The sequence below is a fragment of the Sphingobacterium sp. GW821-FHT03E03 genome (genome assembly GCF_059420745.1).
Genome location: NZ_JBWKUH010000016.1, coordinates 1 through 14,956, shown reverse-complemented (window position 1 = coordinate 14,956; position 14,956 = coordinate 1). Strand labels below are relative to the sequence as shown.

The 14,956-nt window shown below is 39.9% G+C and carries 12 protein-coding genes and 2 tRNA genes; 5 read left to right on the top strand and 9 right to left on the bottom strand.

Annotated elements, in window-relative coordinates:
• Positions 1 to 8 precede the first annotated feature (8 nt).
• Both gluP and AC07UV_RS16980 read left to right on the top strand, forming a co-directional pair.
• On the top strand, positions 9 to 1,301 hold the full coding sequence (gene gluP, locus AC07UV_RS16985; RefSeq protein ID WP_495184595.1) for a glucose/galactose MFS transporter: 1,293 nt from the start codon (positions 9 to 11) through the stop codon (positions 1,299 to 1,301).
• A gap of 235 nt (positions 1,302 to 1,536) precedes the next feature.
• The gene (locus AC07UV_RS16980) at positions 1,537 to 2,382 is read left to right on the top strand and encodes a DUF2911 domain-containing protein (protein WP_282251852.1); all 846 of its coding nucleotides are present in this window, start codon (positions 1,537 to 1,539) and stop codon (positions 2,380 to 2,382) included.
• 145 nt (positions 2,383 to 2,527) lie between these two features.
• Here the strand turns inward: AC07UV_RS16980 and cdaA are convergent, their stop codons facing one another.
• Positions 2,528 to 3,322, bottom strand: a complete 795-nt coding sequence (gene cdaA / locus AC07UV_RS16975; RefSeq protein ID WP_181390572.1) for a diadenylate cyclase CdaA — start codon at positions 3,320 to 3,322, stop codon at positions 2,528 to 2,530.
• 60 nt (positions 3,323 to 3,382) lie between these two features.
• On the opposite strand from cdaA, the gene AC07UV_RS16970 reads away from it, so the two are divergent.
• Positions 3,383 to 4,099, top strand: a complete 717-nt coding sequence (locus AC07UV_RS16970) for a pyridoxine 5'-phosphate synthase (RefSeq protein ID WP_282251851.1) — start codon at positions 3,383 to 3,385, stop codon at positions 4,097 to 4,099.
• A 129-nt stretch (positions 4,100 to 4,228) separates the two neighbouring features.
• Here the strand turns inward: AC07UV_RS16970 and lepB are convergent, their stop codons facing one another.
• The 5 genes from lepB to AC07UV_RS16945 form a co-directional block, all read right to left on the bottom strand.
• Entirely contained in the window at positions 4,229 to 5,797 is a 1,569-nt protein-coding gene (gene lepB / locus AC07UV_RS16965; RefSeq protein WP_282251850.1) for a signal peptidase I, read from the bottom strand.
• A gap of 16 nt (positions 5,798 to 5,813) precedes the next feature.
• A complete protein-coding gene (gene dapB / locus AC07UV_RS16960) occupies positions 5,814 to 6,557 on the bottom strand; it encodes a 4-hydroxy-tetrahydrodipicolinate reductase (RefSeq protein ID WP_259179809.1) in 744 nt (247 codons plus the stop codon).
• A 172-nt stretch (positions 6,558 to 6,729) separates the two neighbouring features.
• On the bottom strand, positions 6,730 to 7,452 hold the full coding sequence (locus tag AC07UV_RS16955; protein ID WP_282251847.1) for a DUF5683 domain-containing protein: 723 nt from the start codon (positions 7,450 to 7,452) through the stop codon (positions 6,730 to 6,732).
• Between the two features lies 1 nt (position 7,453).
• Positions 7,454 to 8,389 carry a ParB/RepB/Spo0J family partition protein gene (locus AC07UV_RS16950; protein WP_495184594.1) on the bottom strand — a complete coding sequence of 312 codons (936 nt, stop codon included), beginning with the start codon at positions 8,387 to 8,389 and terminating at the stop codon, positions 7,454 to 7,456.
• A 1-nt stretch (position 8,390) separates the two neighbouring features.
• A complete protein-coding gene (locus AC07UV_RS16945) occupies positions 8,391 to 9,188 on the bottom strand; it encodes a ParA family protein (protein WP_223581606.1) in 798 nt (265 codons plus the stop codon).
• 227 nt (positions 9,189 to 9,415) lie between these two features.
• On the opposite strand from AC07UV_RS16945, the gene AC07UV_RS16940 reads away from it, so the two are divergent.
• Complete coding sequence (locus AC07UV_RS16940; protein ID WP_282251845.1) at positions 9,416 to 9,937, top strand: NADPH-dependent FMN reductase; 522 nt, start codon at positions 9,416 to 9,418, stop codon at positions 9,935 to 9,937.
• A gap of 358 nt (positions 9,938 to 10,295) precedes the next feature.
• On the opposite strand, the gene AC07UV_RS16935 is transcribed toward AC07UV_RS16940, so the two are convergent.
• The gene (locus AC07UV_RS16935) at positions 10,296 to 13,241 is read right to left on the bottom strand and encodes a M16 family metallopeptidase (RefSeq protein ID WP_495184593.1); all 2,946 of its coding nucleotides are present in this window, start codon (positions 13,239 to 13,241) and stop codon (positions 10,296 to 10,298) included.
• Between the two features lie 230 nt (positions 13,242 to 13,471).
• On the opposite strand from AC07UV_RS16935, the gene AC07UV_RS16930 reads away from it, so the two are divergent.
• The gene (locus AC07UV_RS16930; RefSeq protein ID WP_282251842.1) at positions 13,472 to 14,668 is read left to right on the top strand and encodes an acyloxyacyl hydrolase; all 1,197 of its coding nucleotides are present in this window, start codon (positions 13,472 to 13,474) and stop codon (positions 14,666 to 14,668) included.
• A 110-nt stretch (positions 14,669 to 14,778) separates the two neighbouring features.
• On the opposite strand, the gene AC07UV_RS16925 is transcribed toward AC07UV_RS16930, so the two are convergent.
• Both AC07UV_RS16925 and AC07UV_RS16920 read right to left on the bottom strand, forming a co-directional pair.
• Positions 14,779 to 14,853, bottom strand: a tRNA-Val gene (locus tag AC07UV_RS16925).
• Positions 14,854 to 14,887: 34 nt separating this feature from the next.
• Positions 14,888 to 14,956 (bottom strand) — tRNA-Val (locus tag AC07UV_RS16920).

Below are 14,956 nucleotides of genomic sequence, written 5' to 3'. Positions count from 1 at the left end.
TTAAAAAAATGACCACTAATCCTAATTCGGGTAAAACAGCGATAGTCCCTATGCTTATTTGCTGTGCATTATTTTTTATTCTGGGGTATATCACCTGGGCCAATGGGGCATTGATTCCATTTGTACGATTGGCATTTAATTTGGAGACAGATACGCAAGCGTTTTTAATCCTTTTTGCTTCGTATATCGCCTATTTTTTCCTGGCATTGCCGAGTTCATGGATTTTAGGTAAAATAGGTTTTAAAAATGGCCTTGTTGCGAGTTTGGTCTTAATTATTATTGGTGCGCTTATTATTATTCCTGCCGCATCAAACCTAAGCTATCAGCTCTTCCTTGTTGCAATCTTTGTTCAAGCTTCAGGTATGGCACTATTGCAGACCGCGATCAATCCATACCTCAGTATCATCGGACCAATAGAAAGTGCAGCCCAACGGATCTCTATTGTAGGGATTTTCAATAAAACAGCAGGTATGATTGTACCAGTGGTTTTGGGAAGCATTCTATTAAAAGATTACGACAATATTTCCAGCAAAATCAAAGAACTTAAAGCTGGTGCAGAGCACGATGCTTTACTAGCTGAATTATCGGAGAGACTTCACGGTCCCTATATTGGCGTAGCCATTGGTGTTGCGATTCTAGCTATTGTCGTATTCGCCGTAAAAATGCCAGAGGTGGATGTTAATAAGGAAGAAGAAACAACAGATGAAGCTGCTGTAACAAGCACAAAAAAGACAAGTATATTCCAATTTCCACATCTATTTTTAGGATTTCTCGCTATTTTCTTCTGTGTAGCAGTGGAAGTGATGGCGGGTGATATCATCGGAACTTATGGACGATTATTGTCACTACCCCCATTTTTTGTTAAATATGGTACAACTTTCACGCTTGTCTGCATGCTTGTTGGTTATTTTATTGGTATTATTTCTATTCCAAAATTTGTATCGCAACAGACAGCTTTGCGTATTTGTACAATTGTCGGAATTACATTCACTGCAATTTCTGCATTTTCTACAGGTCTTACGTCCTATATCTTTGTTGCCTTATTAGGTATCGCAAATGCATTGATGTGGCCAGCCATTTTCCCACTAGGAATTAAAGGACTGGGACGATTTACAAAAACAGGATCTGGTATTATGATTATGGGTATTGCCGGAGGAGCAATCTGGCCTTTGATTTATGGCTATCTGAAAGACACCTTACATGTTGATTTTCAACATGCATTTCTCTTTGCAATGGTTCCAGCATACTTATATATCTTGTTTTTTGCTACGAAAGGACACAAAATCGGAAAAGAAAATTAATATCAAAACGAAATATTGGTATAACGAAAGGGCATCTAAAAAAATAGATGCCCTTTTTTGTGAAATTCTTCCTATTTTTAAGTGATGAATCTTCGTTCGATTGTAACAGGGTTCATTCCACATGCCATGATGCAGAGTACCTCATCCGAAATAAATGAGCCTCAACCATTAATTCGCAAAATTCTATATTCATAAATAATCGAGCAAACAAGCTCACAATGTAATTATCGAACAAATGAAAAAGAAATTCTTTGCCATTGCCTTTGCAGCAGCCCTGATGTTTACTGCAAATGAATCCTTTGCTCAGTTAAAACTACCTGCAGCAAGTAGTGCTCAAACAATCACACAGGGATTAGGGATTGAAAATGTAACTCTAAACTATAGTCGTCCAAGCATGAACGGCCGTAAGATTTTTGGTGAACTCGTACCTTACAATGAAGTATGGCGTACAGGTGCCAATACCAACACAACCTTAACATTTGAAGGCGATGTTAGCCTAAATGGACACAAACTCACTGCGGGAACCTATGCATTATTTACCATTCCTAATAAGAATGAATGGACTGTTATTATTAGCAAGAATACCAAGCAATGGGGTGCCTACACCTACAATCAATCTGAAGATGCATTTCGTTTCAATGTGAAACCGCAAAACTTGAGCTCTCCGGTCGAAACATTTACGATCTCTTTCGACAACGTTACACCGACGGATGCCGTATTAACTCTTGCATGGGAGAAAACAGCAATAAAAGTTGACCTTAAAGTCAATCAACAGGCAAAAATTATCGCTTCCATTGATGAAGCCATGAAAGGTGAGAAAAAACCTTATTTCGCCGCTGCCCAATATTATTTCAACAACAATCTGGATCAAAATAAAGCGTTAACCTGGTTTGACGAAGCGGCCAAAGCACAGCCTAAGGCTGCCCACGTATTATACTGGAAAGCAAAAGCACAATTAAAAGCCGGCGATAAAAAAGGCGCTATAGAAACCGCGACGAAAGGAGTTGAAGTCGCTACTGAAGGTAAAAATAGCGAATACATCAAATTGAATACACAAATAATCAATGCTGCAAAAAAATAAAGCATTGAAAACTCTATAACGAAAATGGGGGTATCCGACTTTTTGGATACCCCCATTTTTTGTTAATTTCTTTCCTATGCCTCTCCCCGCTCTTTTCGAATATCCAATGCGCAGACCCTCCTATTACTTTTGCCCAACTTCATTTTTATAACTCATCTTTTAGCAGTTGTTCCAGTTCTTCGGGCGAAACATTCATGTTCACATTACCGTCCTTTGCAAAAGAGATTTCCCCAGTTTCCTCGGAGACAATGACCGCTATGGCATCGGAGATTTCGGTCACCCCAATTGCCGCACGGTGCCGCAAGCCAAATTGTAGCGGTAAATCCTCACTATCTGACAATGGCAGTACACAGGAAGCCGTCATAATCTTGAAATCGACAATCACGACCGCCCCATCATGCAGGGGGCTATTTTTATGAAATATACTCTCAATAAGACGTTTTGAAATATGTGCATCGATATACTCACCACTGCTCTGATAATATTCCTCATCAAAATATTTTGAGAAAACCAAAAGTGCCCCGGTTCGTGTACGCGACATACTTCTGCAGGCTTCCACAACCGGCCTTAAATCCTCCGTCAGGTCCTTCTGTATAGCTTTCTTATTCCCCAAAAAGGACCAGAAAACCTTTTTTCGCTTCATCGATATATTCTTACCCACATGAAGCAAAAAGCGTCTGATTTCCTGTTGGAATACCACAATAAGCGCAATGGATCCTACAGATATAAATCCACCAAATATTTCGGTCAATAGACGCATGTGCATCTGTTTGACAACAATATAGACCCCATAAAACAAGGCAACGCCGATCAAGATATTCACGGCAATGGTACCCCGAATCAGACTATAGATATAGTAGATAATAATCGCCACCAATATAATATCGATAACGTCCAATAGGCGAAAGCCACTAAACAAGCTATAATCGATTCCATCCATATATGCAAGTTAAAAAAAAATAGATATTATTCGTATTTTTACCGTATAACATACAGGAAAATGACTAGACTTTCAGTAAATATCAATAAAATTGCAACGCTCAGAAACTCCAGAGGGGGTAATAACCCCAATCTCGTAGCTGCTGCATTAGCCTGTGAACGTTTTGGGGCGCAAGGTATCACTGTACACCCAAGGCCAGACGAAAGGCATATCCGCTATCAGGATGTATTTGACTTAAAAGCCGAAATTCAGACCGAACTCAATATCGAGGGTAATTGCCAGGAGCAGAAATTTATTGACCTTGTACTGGCCAACAAACCTGCTCAGGTAACCTTGGTTCCTGATACCGAAGGCCAGCTGACTTCCAATCACGGCTGGGACACCATCAAAAACAAAGCCTATCTACAGGATATGTGCCAATTGTTCAAAGATGCTGGCATCCGTGTATCAATCTTTGTAGATCCCGTGGAGGAAATGGTCGAAGCGGCAGCAGAAACGGGGACAGATCGGATAGAGTTATATACCGAAGGTTTTGCCAGCGAATATGGCTTTGATAAAGAAGCCGCCATCAGACCTTACTTCAAAGCCGCATTAAAAGCACGCGAGGTTGGCTTAGGTTTAAATGCAGGCCATGACCTAGATTTAAACAATCTCCAGTATTTCAATCAACATATACCTGAATTACTGGAAGTGAGCATTGGACATGCCTTGATTTCAGATGCCCTATACCTTGGACTTGAGGAAACAATCAAACGTTATTTGACCTGTCTAAAATAAACGATACGACGAAGGCTTGATGCCTTAAACAATAAATATTGCAAATAAAAAAGGCTTTCCTGTGGGAAAGCCCTTTTTTTGACTCACGTCCGCTATAAAAAGAAAATGATTTCTTCGTTATAGTGACTATTAGTGAATTCCTTTAAATATACGGTTCCAACGGATTTTAGTCAGTCCCGAACCTATTTCATCCCAGCTCATCCAGGTGAACAATGCTTTACCTACAATATGGTCTTCAGGCACAAATCCCCATCCTCTTGAATCCAGGGAATTGTGACGGTTATCTCCCATCATCCAGAAATAGTCCATTTTAAAGGTATAGTTATCCGCTTTAACATCGTTGATGTAGATACCATCGGTACGTTTCTCCAATTTGTTATTTTCATAAACGCGAATGGCGCGCTCATAGATTGGTAAGGTCTGAGCATTCAAAGCAACAGTCCAGCCTTTTTTCGGAATCAAGATAGGTCCAAAGTTATCAAAATCCCACTTATACTGAGGATCGTACGGATAAGCACCTTCACCAGCTGGACTTCTTCTGATTTCCTTTACATTTGACCATGACTTCACAAGTGCGACCTCATCATCTGTCATATACAGCTCATATACACCTGGTTGCTGATCAGATCCACCACCTTCGATACGTAATTCACGTAGACGTTCCATATCCAATGGCGTACCATCTGTCAACACATAATAATTCAACTGGCTTTCAGGCGGATCAAATCCCGGTTGATCATTGATAAAGAGCTTAGCATCCTTCATTGAAATCTTATCTCCGGGCAATCCGACGCACCGCTTGATATAATTTTCACGTTTATCTATTGGCCGGGCCTGAATGGTAAACTGCGAATTAACGGTCTGCCAGCCGTAGGCTCTGACCAGGTCATAGTAACTTGCATTCTGGTTTTCCAAGGCTACTGTATCACCTGCAGGGAAATTAAAGACAACGACATCATTTCGTTCTATCTTTTGAAAGCCCGGCAATCGTTTGTAAGGCAACTCAATCAACTCAGAGTAAGCCTTTCCACCTGTTATTGGCATCGTATGATGCGCAAAAGGAAAAGCAATTGGCGTATTAGGCACACGAGGGCCATAATTCAATTTACTCACAAATAAGAAATCTCCAATCAATAAGGTACGCTCCATTGATCCTGTCGGGATCATATACGCCTCGATTAAAAATCCGCGGATAAGTGATGCCGCAACAGTTGCAAATACGATTGCATCAGCCCATTCACGCACCATAGATTTCTTATAAGGATATTTGATTTTATATTCCTTATAGGAGGCTTGTTCGATTTCCGCAAGCTTCTCTTCGGTCAATTCCACACCTTCCTGTGCAGCGGTCTTCAGGTTTTTAGCATACAAACCATTCAAGAAACGCACGTTAGTATCTTTTGCCCACATGGGCAACACGATAAATGGCACCAAAACAGCAGCAGCATTCTCCCAAAAGCGACGCTTGCCAAAACAATGGATAAAGTCGAGGTAAAGGTTATAGAAGACAAAAATATTGACTATTGGAATCAACAATAAGATCACCCACCAGGTTGGTCTTCCTGTTAATTTAGCCTGTATATATTGACTGTAAAAAGGTACGATTGCTTCCCAGCCTTTTCTGCCAGCTTTAACAAACAATTGCCACAATCCATATCCCGCTATTGCCGTTAAAACCGCAAAGATAATTAACCACATAATCTATTAATTAGTACTATTTATTAAAATCAAAAATTTCAGTTACTTGATAGAATCCTTTCTTACCATTCAACCATTCGGCGGCTACGACAGCGCCCAACGCAAAGCCATCACGACTATGCGCAGTATGTTTAAATTCTATTTGATCCACTTCAGAACTGTACAGCACGGTATGTGTACCCGGAACTTCCTCAATCCGATGGCTCTCGATGAGAAGTTCTTGTGGTTTAGGAATAATTTCATCTTGCTCGCCCACAACAGTATTGACCCAGTTTGTTTTCACATCACTGTGATCCAAGATACCCTCTGCAATGGTAATCGCAGTCCCACTAGGGGCATCTAATTTGTGGATGTGGTGGATTTCTTCCACTTGAACATCATATTGTTTATAAGGTTGTAGGGCTTCCGCCAACATACGGTTGATATGAAAAAATACATTCACACCAATCGAATAATTTGAACCATATAAAATTGTTCCATCTGAGTCCAGACATTTTTCCCTGATACTTTCCAATTGATCATACCAGCCTGTTGTCCCCACTACAATTGGTACACCTGCTTCCAAACAGAGGTTCATATTATCCAAAGCAGCAGATGGCACACTAAAATCAATAGCTACATCAGCTCCCTTGATATCATCAACTGTCAGGCCGGGACGATTATTTTCATCCACAATTAAAAAAATCTGATGGCCCCTTTTCAGTGCATACCTTTCGATAATCTGCCCCATTTTGCCATATCCCAAGAGAATGATGTTCATATATCTAGAAAATAAAGTATAGTTTATTTTTAAAATTAAAAAATTCCATTGAAAAACAGACACAAAACCGTGATTAACAACGATTTTTTATTGAAAGTGTCCGTATTCAAAGACCAATAAGAACCATATGTCGTCGGACATTGCACTTGCTGCAAGCTTCCGCGAGAGGTTTTTAATTGAATTTCATGGACAACTTTAATCCGACTGTAGGTTTAAAAGTAAACGATCCAGATGCGAGACTTGCATCCATTAATGTAGGTCCGATAGAAAAAGCTGTCTTTTTGGGTTTGTCATCACCGATACTCCAGCGATATTTTAGCATAGAATCAATATACGCTTCGGCAACGTTCAATCCATAGACGCCGAGCGTTAGCAGTACCATCAGATCCCTGTTTCGTCTTGCATTGTCCTTTGCCCGTATAATTGACTGATCTGGGATTCTTTCATAAAAAGGATCTACTGGTCGACCTTCCGCCCTATCTTGTAATACACCCAAAAGTTCTTTGTAATATTTATTATTGAAATCAAAAACGAGCACTGTAGTTGCCAATCCACCATAGATCACAGGCACTTTAATCCACCATACACCACCGTTGGTATACTGACCCCAGCCAGGGAGTACCAAAGAACGTTTCCAGGCCTGTTTATTCTTTGCTTCAATAGCTAAGCGGGTTGAATCTTTAAAAACGACCTTCTCCTTCGCTTTGGCCTCCTCCTTTTCGCGCTTTTTACGCTCTTTCCGGGATTCCTTTTTAACAGTGTCCTGTGCTGATTTTGGTTTCAAACTTTCTGCTTTAACAGTTTGAACCTGTTTTTTTGGAATTGTATCGACAGTCTGCGCTTGTACGATCAGTACAGCAAATACGGCAAAAAGCAGACTTATTAATTTGGTCATATTACCAATCTAAAAGTTCAAGAATACGGCTCAGATCATCCTCCGATTCAAAAGGAATCTCAATCGCCCCCTTACCTTTGGTACTCTTCAAATTCAATTTGACTCTCGACGAAAATTTCGATGCCAGATCATCTTCAATTTTTTGCAGCTGAAATGACATCGCAGTTTTATCTTTGCCAGCTTTTTTCTTCCCACCTTTTTGGAGTTCGCGAACTAGCTCCTCGGCCTTTCTAACAGACAAACCTTGATCGATAATCAATTTAAAGATATATAACTGTTTATCTACTTCTGGAATATTGATCAGTGCGCGAGCGTGGCCCATGGTCAAGGCGCCATCCCGTATCGCCGCCTGAATGACAGGTGGAAGTTTCAATAGGCGGAGGTAGTTTGTCACTGTAGAACGGTTTTTACTGACACGTTCACCAAGTTCCTCTTGCTTTAGATTACATTCTTCGATCATACGCTGAAAGCTCAAAGCAACCTCAATGGCGTTTAAGTTTTCGCGTTGGATATTCTCGATCAATGCCATTTCCAGCATTTGCTGATCATTAGCAGTACGGATATAAGCTGGAATTTCTGTGATTCCCGCCAATCTTGAAGCACGAAGACGTCGCTCCCCTGAGATCAACTGATAGTTGCCATCCGAAATCTTACGTACTGTAATCGGTTGGATTAAACCCTGCAAAATAATGGATTCGGATAATTCCTGTAGGGCAACCGGATCAAATTCGGTACGAGGTTGAAATGGATTCACCGATATTTCTTCCACCCGGACATGGCTGATGCTGCCATTTTCTTTGTTTGCATGTACTGTAGAAGAAGTCACAAGCGGTGACTCCTCAACTTGCTGATTACTTTTAGCAGGAGCTTCTACACTATCGTTTAATAGCGCACCTAAACCTCTTCCCAGTCCTGTTTTACGCTGATGTGCTGCCATATTATGCGGTTACTGTTGTATTCATTTCATTAAGATGCCCGTTTTTCTGCAATATCTCACGCGCTAAATTCAAGTAGTTGATCGCTCCTTTACAAGAAGCATCGTGCATGATAACAGAAATACCGAAGCTAGGAGCTTCACTTAAACGGGTATTACGTTGAATGATGGTATCAAAAACTAAATCTGTAAAATGCGTTTTCACCTCTTCTACAACCTGATTAGAGAGTCTTAAACGAACATCATACATCGTCAATAAAATACCTTCGATCTCCAAGCTAGTATTTAAACGGTTTTGAACGATTTTAATTGTGTTCAGTAATTTACCAAGTCCTTCCAATGCAAAATATTCACATTGAACAGGTATGATGACCGAATCAGATGCTGACAGGGCATTAATGGTGATCAAACCCAAGGAAGGAGAGCAGTCAATGATAATAAAATCATAATCATTTTTCACCTGATCCAAGATTTTTTTCATCTTATACTCCCGTTCGTGCATATTGATCATTTCAATCTCAGCACCAACCAAGTCGATATGAGCAGGTAAAAGATCAAGATTTGGCGTTTCAGTTGACTGAATAGCGTCTCTTGGACTCAAATCATTGACCAAACATTCGTATATACTTTCATTGATCGTACGAGGGTCAAAACCAATCCCAGAAGTAGAGTTTGCTTGTGGATCCGCATCCACCAACAATGTTTTATATTCTAAAACCGCCAAACTAGCCGCCAAGTTAATTGACGTTGTGGTTTTTCCAACCCCACCCTTTTGGTTTGCGATTGCGATTATTTTTCCCATCTTGAATGAAAACCTTTCTTAATTAAAATGTCATTTTACACTACATTTCACTTTCCCGAAGATCAATTTGACCAAATATTTACGCTAAATTTAAATTAGCCTAACAAATTCAGCATATTTTGTACTTTTGATTGATCAAAGGCACATATCCTCAGGATGCTAAGATACAAAAAATCAAGATATGTATCCACTTTGAAATAGTGCTTTTTATAAGTATCAACAACACAATGATTTTAATAATATCCGGAACAAACCGTCCCAATAGTAAGACGTTAAAAATAGCAAAATGCTACCAACAGCTTCTTAATCGTAAATCCATTGAGAGTGAGATCTTTTCGCTATCAGATCTCCCCTCAAATATTTTAGAAACAGATCTTTACGGAAAAAGAAGTACCGCCTTTGAACCAATTCAGCAAAAGGTTAGTCAGGCCGATATGTTTATTTTCGTAGCGCCCGAATACAATGGAAGCATCCCTGGCGCACTCAAGCTTTTTATTGACTGCTGCACTTTTCCAATTAGTTTTTACCACAAAAAAGTTGCATTGGTTGGATTATCTTCTGGAAGATATGGCAACCTACGCGGGATAGATCATCTCACGGGAATATGCCACTACCTCAGAATGCATGTACTCCCCCTCAAGATATTTCTTCCCAATGTACAGCAGGAACTGAACGAAAACGGTGAATTATTTAAAGAAGATACCTTACAGTTTATCAACGAACAGATTGAGGAGATCATCCGATTTTAAACCCTCATGACGAAGATCAACCATAATTAAGTAGATCATCCCTTCCATTTTGGAAGAGATGATCATACGTTTTTGATAAGCAAGAAGCTAGCTTATCGGCAATTTTAAGAATACAGACAACAATTAGATAACCAGTGGAAAGACTGTCCCCAAAAATAAAAGTACCCACTGAGAATCAACTATTTGAAAAGAGACTGTCGGGGATACCAAATAAAATAACATAAAAACGGGGCTGCCCAATTGGGCAGCCCCGTTTTTAGTTAAAGTAGAGAATCAAGAAAGGAGACAATAGTTTATCAACCAAAGGCCTAAAAACTATTGTCTCAAATCTCTTATCCTGATACTAATATCTAAAAAACTAATAGCCAAATATTTCCTTTAAATCCAGTTTTTTCACCTCGCCCAATTTAGCAAGATCTTCTGGTTTGAGGCTATCTTCCTTCGCTACGATACAGTATACATAAGGCTTTTGACTCATCTCTTTCTTATGGAACATATTCAAATCAGTATAAGTCAGCTTGGGAGCTTGCTCATAAACAACTTTACGGATATCTGTTGTATTACCCATACGTTGTGCACTTAAATAGCTACCTAGAATAGAAGCATTCTGTACACGCTCACTTGCAATAGATTTCTGCAAACTGACTTTCGCAATATCCAAACCTTTTGTACTTTCAGGAAGTACATCCAATAATTCATTCATACCCTTGATTGCCTCATTGAATTTATCGGCCTGTGTACCGACATAAGCACCCACTGTATAATGATTTTCTTTTTTATAAGGCTGGCCATAGAATGCATAAGTAGAATAAGCCAACGCTTTCGATTCACGAATAGTTTGGAATACAATACTTCCCATACCACCACCAAAATAATTATTGAACAATGACACTGTTGGTGTAAGTGGATTGGAATAAGCGTCAGATGTTCTATACCAGAATACTTCCGCTTGTTTCATATCAAAATTAGCAAACAATACCTGATTTTTATTGGTTGGCTGCTCCGCAAACACCAAGCTTTTTCCACCTTGCACATAGTCCCCCGAACCTTGTTTTAATGGTTTTGCCTTCGCTACAAATTCACTGGCGCTCAATGGTCCAAAATAAAGTAATGTATGTTTCATATTCGCCAGATCATGTAATGCTTTTACAAGATCTTCCGCTTTCAATGCATCCAGTTCCGCATCTGTAAAAACATTATTGAATGGGTTTTTAGCACCGTATTTTGCATAAGATTTCAGTCCTTCCATAATCGCTCCCTTGTTTTCCTTTGCATTCGCTCTGGACTTCTTAAGGCGTGCAATATACATTCTGAATGCCTCTTGGTCAGTCACACAATTGCGCAACAGATCCTGAATTAAAGATTGCGTGGAGATAAAATTCGAATTCAAACCCGAAATTGAGACCAGTGTTTCTTCATTTCCCGCAGAGACAGAGAAATCAGATGCCAATTGATAAAAGTCTTTGCTGAATTGCTCACTGGATTTATCTTTAGTTCCCAAAAACTCCAGATAACCGGCCGCCAACGATAACAATTTATTACTCCATTTCCCTACATCAAAACGATAAGACAGGGAGAATAATTCATTGTCACTATTCTTCACAGCGAGTACCGGCAAACCATTTGCGGTAGCTTTCTGAACATCTTTATTGTAGTCTACCCACACCGGCTGGATCTTATCCTCTGGCATTGCCTCCACTTTTTTCAAGAAATCAGATTGATCGTCACGGTTTACAGTGACAGGTGTAATTTCCGGTTTCACTACCTTCACAACATTATTGTCTACCCCTTTACGTTTATAAACGACAACGTAGTTATTATCGTTCAAATATTTATTGGCAAAATTGACAATATCTTGTTTTGTAATCTTATTCAACCCATCCGAATAACTAACCACCGACGACCAGTCCTGACCCGATGTAAAAGCATCCATCAATGCTTCTGCACGATCGCCATAACTTTCATTCTGTTTGATCTCATCTTTTTTCGCGTTATTGACAATTGCTCCGATCAAATCATCAGAGAATTCACCTTTCCGCAGTTTATCCAGCTCTTTTAACAGCAACTGTTGTACTTCCTCTAGGCTCTGTCCTTGCCCTGGATTTCCCTGTAGAATCAATAGTGAATAATCCTTCAACACATACGGAAAGGCACCCGCGCCCAATAGCTTCTGATTCTTCACCAAATCCAGATCAATCAGACCTGCAGAACCGTTCGTCAAAATCTGACTCATCAGATTTAATAGCTGCGCATCCTTGGTTGCCGCACCCGGAAAACGGAATCCCATAAACATAAATTCCGCATCCGGCCCTTTTACCTCCCGAACAATTGGGCTTAAAATAGGCTTCTCAGGATCAAAAGTATACGGTGGCACCTCTTTTGGCTGCATAAAAGCAAAACTCTTATCCACCTTCTTCACAACTTCTGTAGGATCAAAATCACCGGACATGATCACCCCCATGTTGTTAGGCACATAATAGGTGTTAAAATATTCTCGGATAGCCTTTAATGATGGATTTTTTAGATGCTCTACTGTACCAATAGTGGTTTGCTTTCCATAGTTATTATTTGGGAAAGCTGCTTCAAACATTGCTTCAATAGCCCTACGGCTATCTTTATCCAATCCGATATTTTTTTCTTCATACACCGCTTCCAGCTCCGTATGGAATAAACGGAGTATCGGATTTCTAAAACGCTCGGCTTGTACAGCAAGATACTTATCCATTACATTGCTCGGAATCTGCTCCTGGTATACCGTTTGTTCAAACGAAGTAAATGCATTTGTACCTTCAGCACCCATGGATGCCATCAGTTTATCGTATTCATTAGCGATCGCATATTTGGCTGCTTCACCAGAGACACGGTCGATTTCCTTATATATCGTTTTCCGCTGCACCTCGTCAGTCGTACCATTGTACTTTTCATAAAGTGCATCAATCTGATCCAGCAAAGGCTTTTCCTTCGCCCAATCTTTCGATCCAAATTTATCCGTACCCTTGAAGAGCATATGTTCCAGATAGTGCGCCAAACCTGTATGATCTTTTGGATCGGTTTTACTTCCGGCTTTTGTCGCGATGTAAGTTTGGATACGCGGTTCTTTTTTGGTTGGACTTAGGATAACGGTTAGACCATTTTTGAGTTTGTAAAACCTTGAATGAGTAGGGTCATTGGTCACATACTTGTAGGTATACCCACCCTCAGAAGATTCTTTCCAGTCAAATTTGGCGTTTTGGGCAAACAAAGCCCCCCCCGCTGTTGTTAGAGCAAACGTAACAGCAGTAATTTTAAATAGATTTTTAATCATATTTCCTTTTTCTTTTCAGCTCAAACTTAGATAAATTGCTGTGGATATGCAATATAATTAGGTAGATATAAAAACAATTTATTGCAAGCCACTACTGCTGCACTTTCTTCTTTGTAGTTGAAATACGGCAATTTGTCATCTGTATTTCCCATATGCTGAATGAATATTGTTACAATGGTTTATCATTCTTATTTTTGCAAAAATTTTAAAAAACGCAAACGTTTTATTTCATGAGATCAAGCATACTTGTTTTTGTGATCTTCGCGCTTCTTTCCTTTCATACAAATGCGCAGGTCACTCCCAGAATAGAAAATCAGAAAGACACATCAAACAACCGTACCCCCGCAAAAACAAGGTTAATATTTCAACTTGAGCATGAAAGTGGTGGCGAACTCAAATTTAACGAACGTTCAAAACAAACCCTGGAAGACTCCTATTACAGCGGTCTTAACTTCCGCATTGGCTTCCAAACACAATTTCAGGATTCGTTAAAAAGCATTTATAACGAAATATATAACTACCCCATTTACGGTGTCGGCATCTATAGCAGTACTTTTGGCCAGGAACACCTGGGCCAGCCCTTTGCATTTTATGGATTCGTAGCGATTCCCATAAAACCGAAAGTCAACAGCCGATGGAACTTCAACTACCGGATTGCATTGGGGCTTTCCGGCAGATTCAACCCTTACAACGAACAAGAAAACCCTTTTAACCTCCTTATTGGAAGCAAAAACAATGTATTTATCGATTTTGGGCTTCAGGCAAACTATCGATTAAGCCAGAAATTCCAGGTCGGTGCCGGTGTAGCGTTCCACCATTTCAGCAATGGTGCATTGGCTTTGCCAAACACAGGAATAAACCTACTTCCATTGAGCTTGTCTGTTTCTTATACACCGACGAGCAAACCATTTGATTTCAGAAAACGTGCTGTCCCAAAAATGGAAGAAACGGAGGAACTACATTTCAACTATGCTTTTGGATTTAAACAGATCGATCGAGAGCATGATGGTCAATACTTCAAATCAACCCTAGGGGCCTATTATAGCAAACATTTCGGATACAAATGGCGTCTTGGCGCTGGAATGGACGCATTCTATTCAGCAAGTGGTAATGACGAGAACATTGCTGGTGATAAATCAGGTAAATTTTCAGCATTATTTTCCTATGGACCAGCCTTCTACATCGATCACGTGTTAAATTCAAGACTATATATCAATGGTAATGTCGGTGTATACTTACACCGTAATAAATTCAATGGTGAAAGTACACCCGTATATCTAAGAGCAGGTGTACGCTATAAAGTGTATAAAGATTTCTTTGCAGGAGTTTCCATTAAGGCTCATGGTGGTAAAGCAGACTTTATCGAATGGACAACAGGCTATGGCTTTAAGTTGGGTAAAAAACGGGGAAATCCAGGCAGTAATTAATAAATATTTAAAGCGTCTGCTGCTTCGACAGTAGAAAAAAACTAATGGGGCAAATAGAAACCCCTTTAAACAGCATAAAAAAAGCGTTCATAAGAACGCTTTTTTTATTGTGGGGATTACTGGGTTCGAACCAGTGACCCCTACCTTGTCGAGGTAGTGCTCTAAACCAGCTGAGCTAAACCCCCTAACGAAAAAAAAGCACCATTTAATGATGCTTTGTGGAGGCTACAGGATTCGAACCTGTGACCCTCTGCTTGTAAGGCAGATGCTCTGAACCAGCTGAGCTAA

Bases quoted from the DNA above. Each gene is read 5' to 3' on its own strand.
- AC07UV_RS16945 (WP_223581606.1), bottom strand. From the start codon at position 9,188: ATGGGAAAAATAATCGCAATCGCAAACCAAAAGGGTGGGGTTGGAAAA.
- AC07UV_RS16935 (WP_495184593.1), bottom strand. From the start codon at position 13,241: ATGATTAAAAATCTATTTAAAATTACTGCTGTTACGTTTGCTCTAACA.
- gluP (WP_495184595.1), top strand. From the start codon at position 9: ATGACCACTAATCCTAATTCGGGTAAAACAGCGATAGTCCCTATGCTT.
- AC07UV_RS16970 (WP_282251851.1), top strand. From the start codon at position 3,383: ATGACTAGACTTTCAGTAAATATCAATAAAATTGCAACGCTCAGAAAC.
- AC07UV_RS16950 (WP_495184594.1), bottom strand. From the start codon at position 8,389: ATGGCAGCACATCAGCGTAAAACAGGACTGGGAAGAGGTTTAGGTGCG.
- AC07UV_RS16955 (WP_282251847.1), bottom strand. From the start codon at position 7,452: ATGACCAAATTAATAAGTCTGCTTTTTGCCGTATTTGCTGTACTGATC.
- dapB (WP_259179809.1), bottom strand. From the start codon at position 6,557: ATGAACATCATTCTCTTGGGATATGGCAAAATGGGGCAGATTATCGAA.
- AC07UV_RS16940 (WP_282251845.1), top strand. From the start codon at position 9,416: ATGATTTTAATAATATCCGGAACAAACCGTCCCAATAGTAAGACGTTA.
- AC07UV_RS16980 (WP_282251852.1), top strand. From the start codon at position 1,537: ATGAAAAAGAAATTCTTTGCCATTGCCTTTGCAGCAGCCCTGATGTTT.
- cdaA (WP_181390572.1), bottom strand. From the start codon at position 3,322: ATGGATGGAATCGATTATAGCTTGTTTAGTGGCTTTCGCCTATTGGAC.
- AC07UV_RS16930 (WP_282251842.1), top strand. From the start codon at position 13,472: ATGAGATCAAGCATACTTGTTTTTGTGATCTTCGCGCTTCTTTCCTTT.
- lepB (WP_282251850.1), bottom strand. From the start codon at position 5,797: ATGTGGTTAATTATCTTTGCGGTTTTAACGGCAATAGCGGGATATGGA.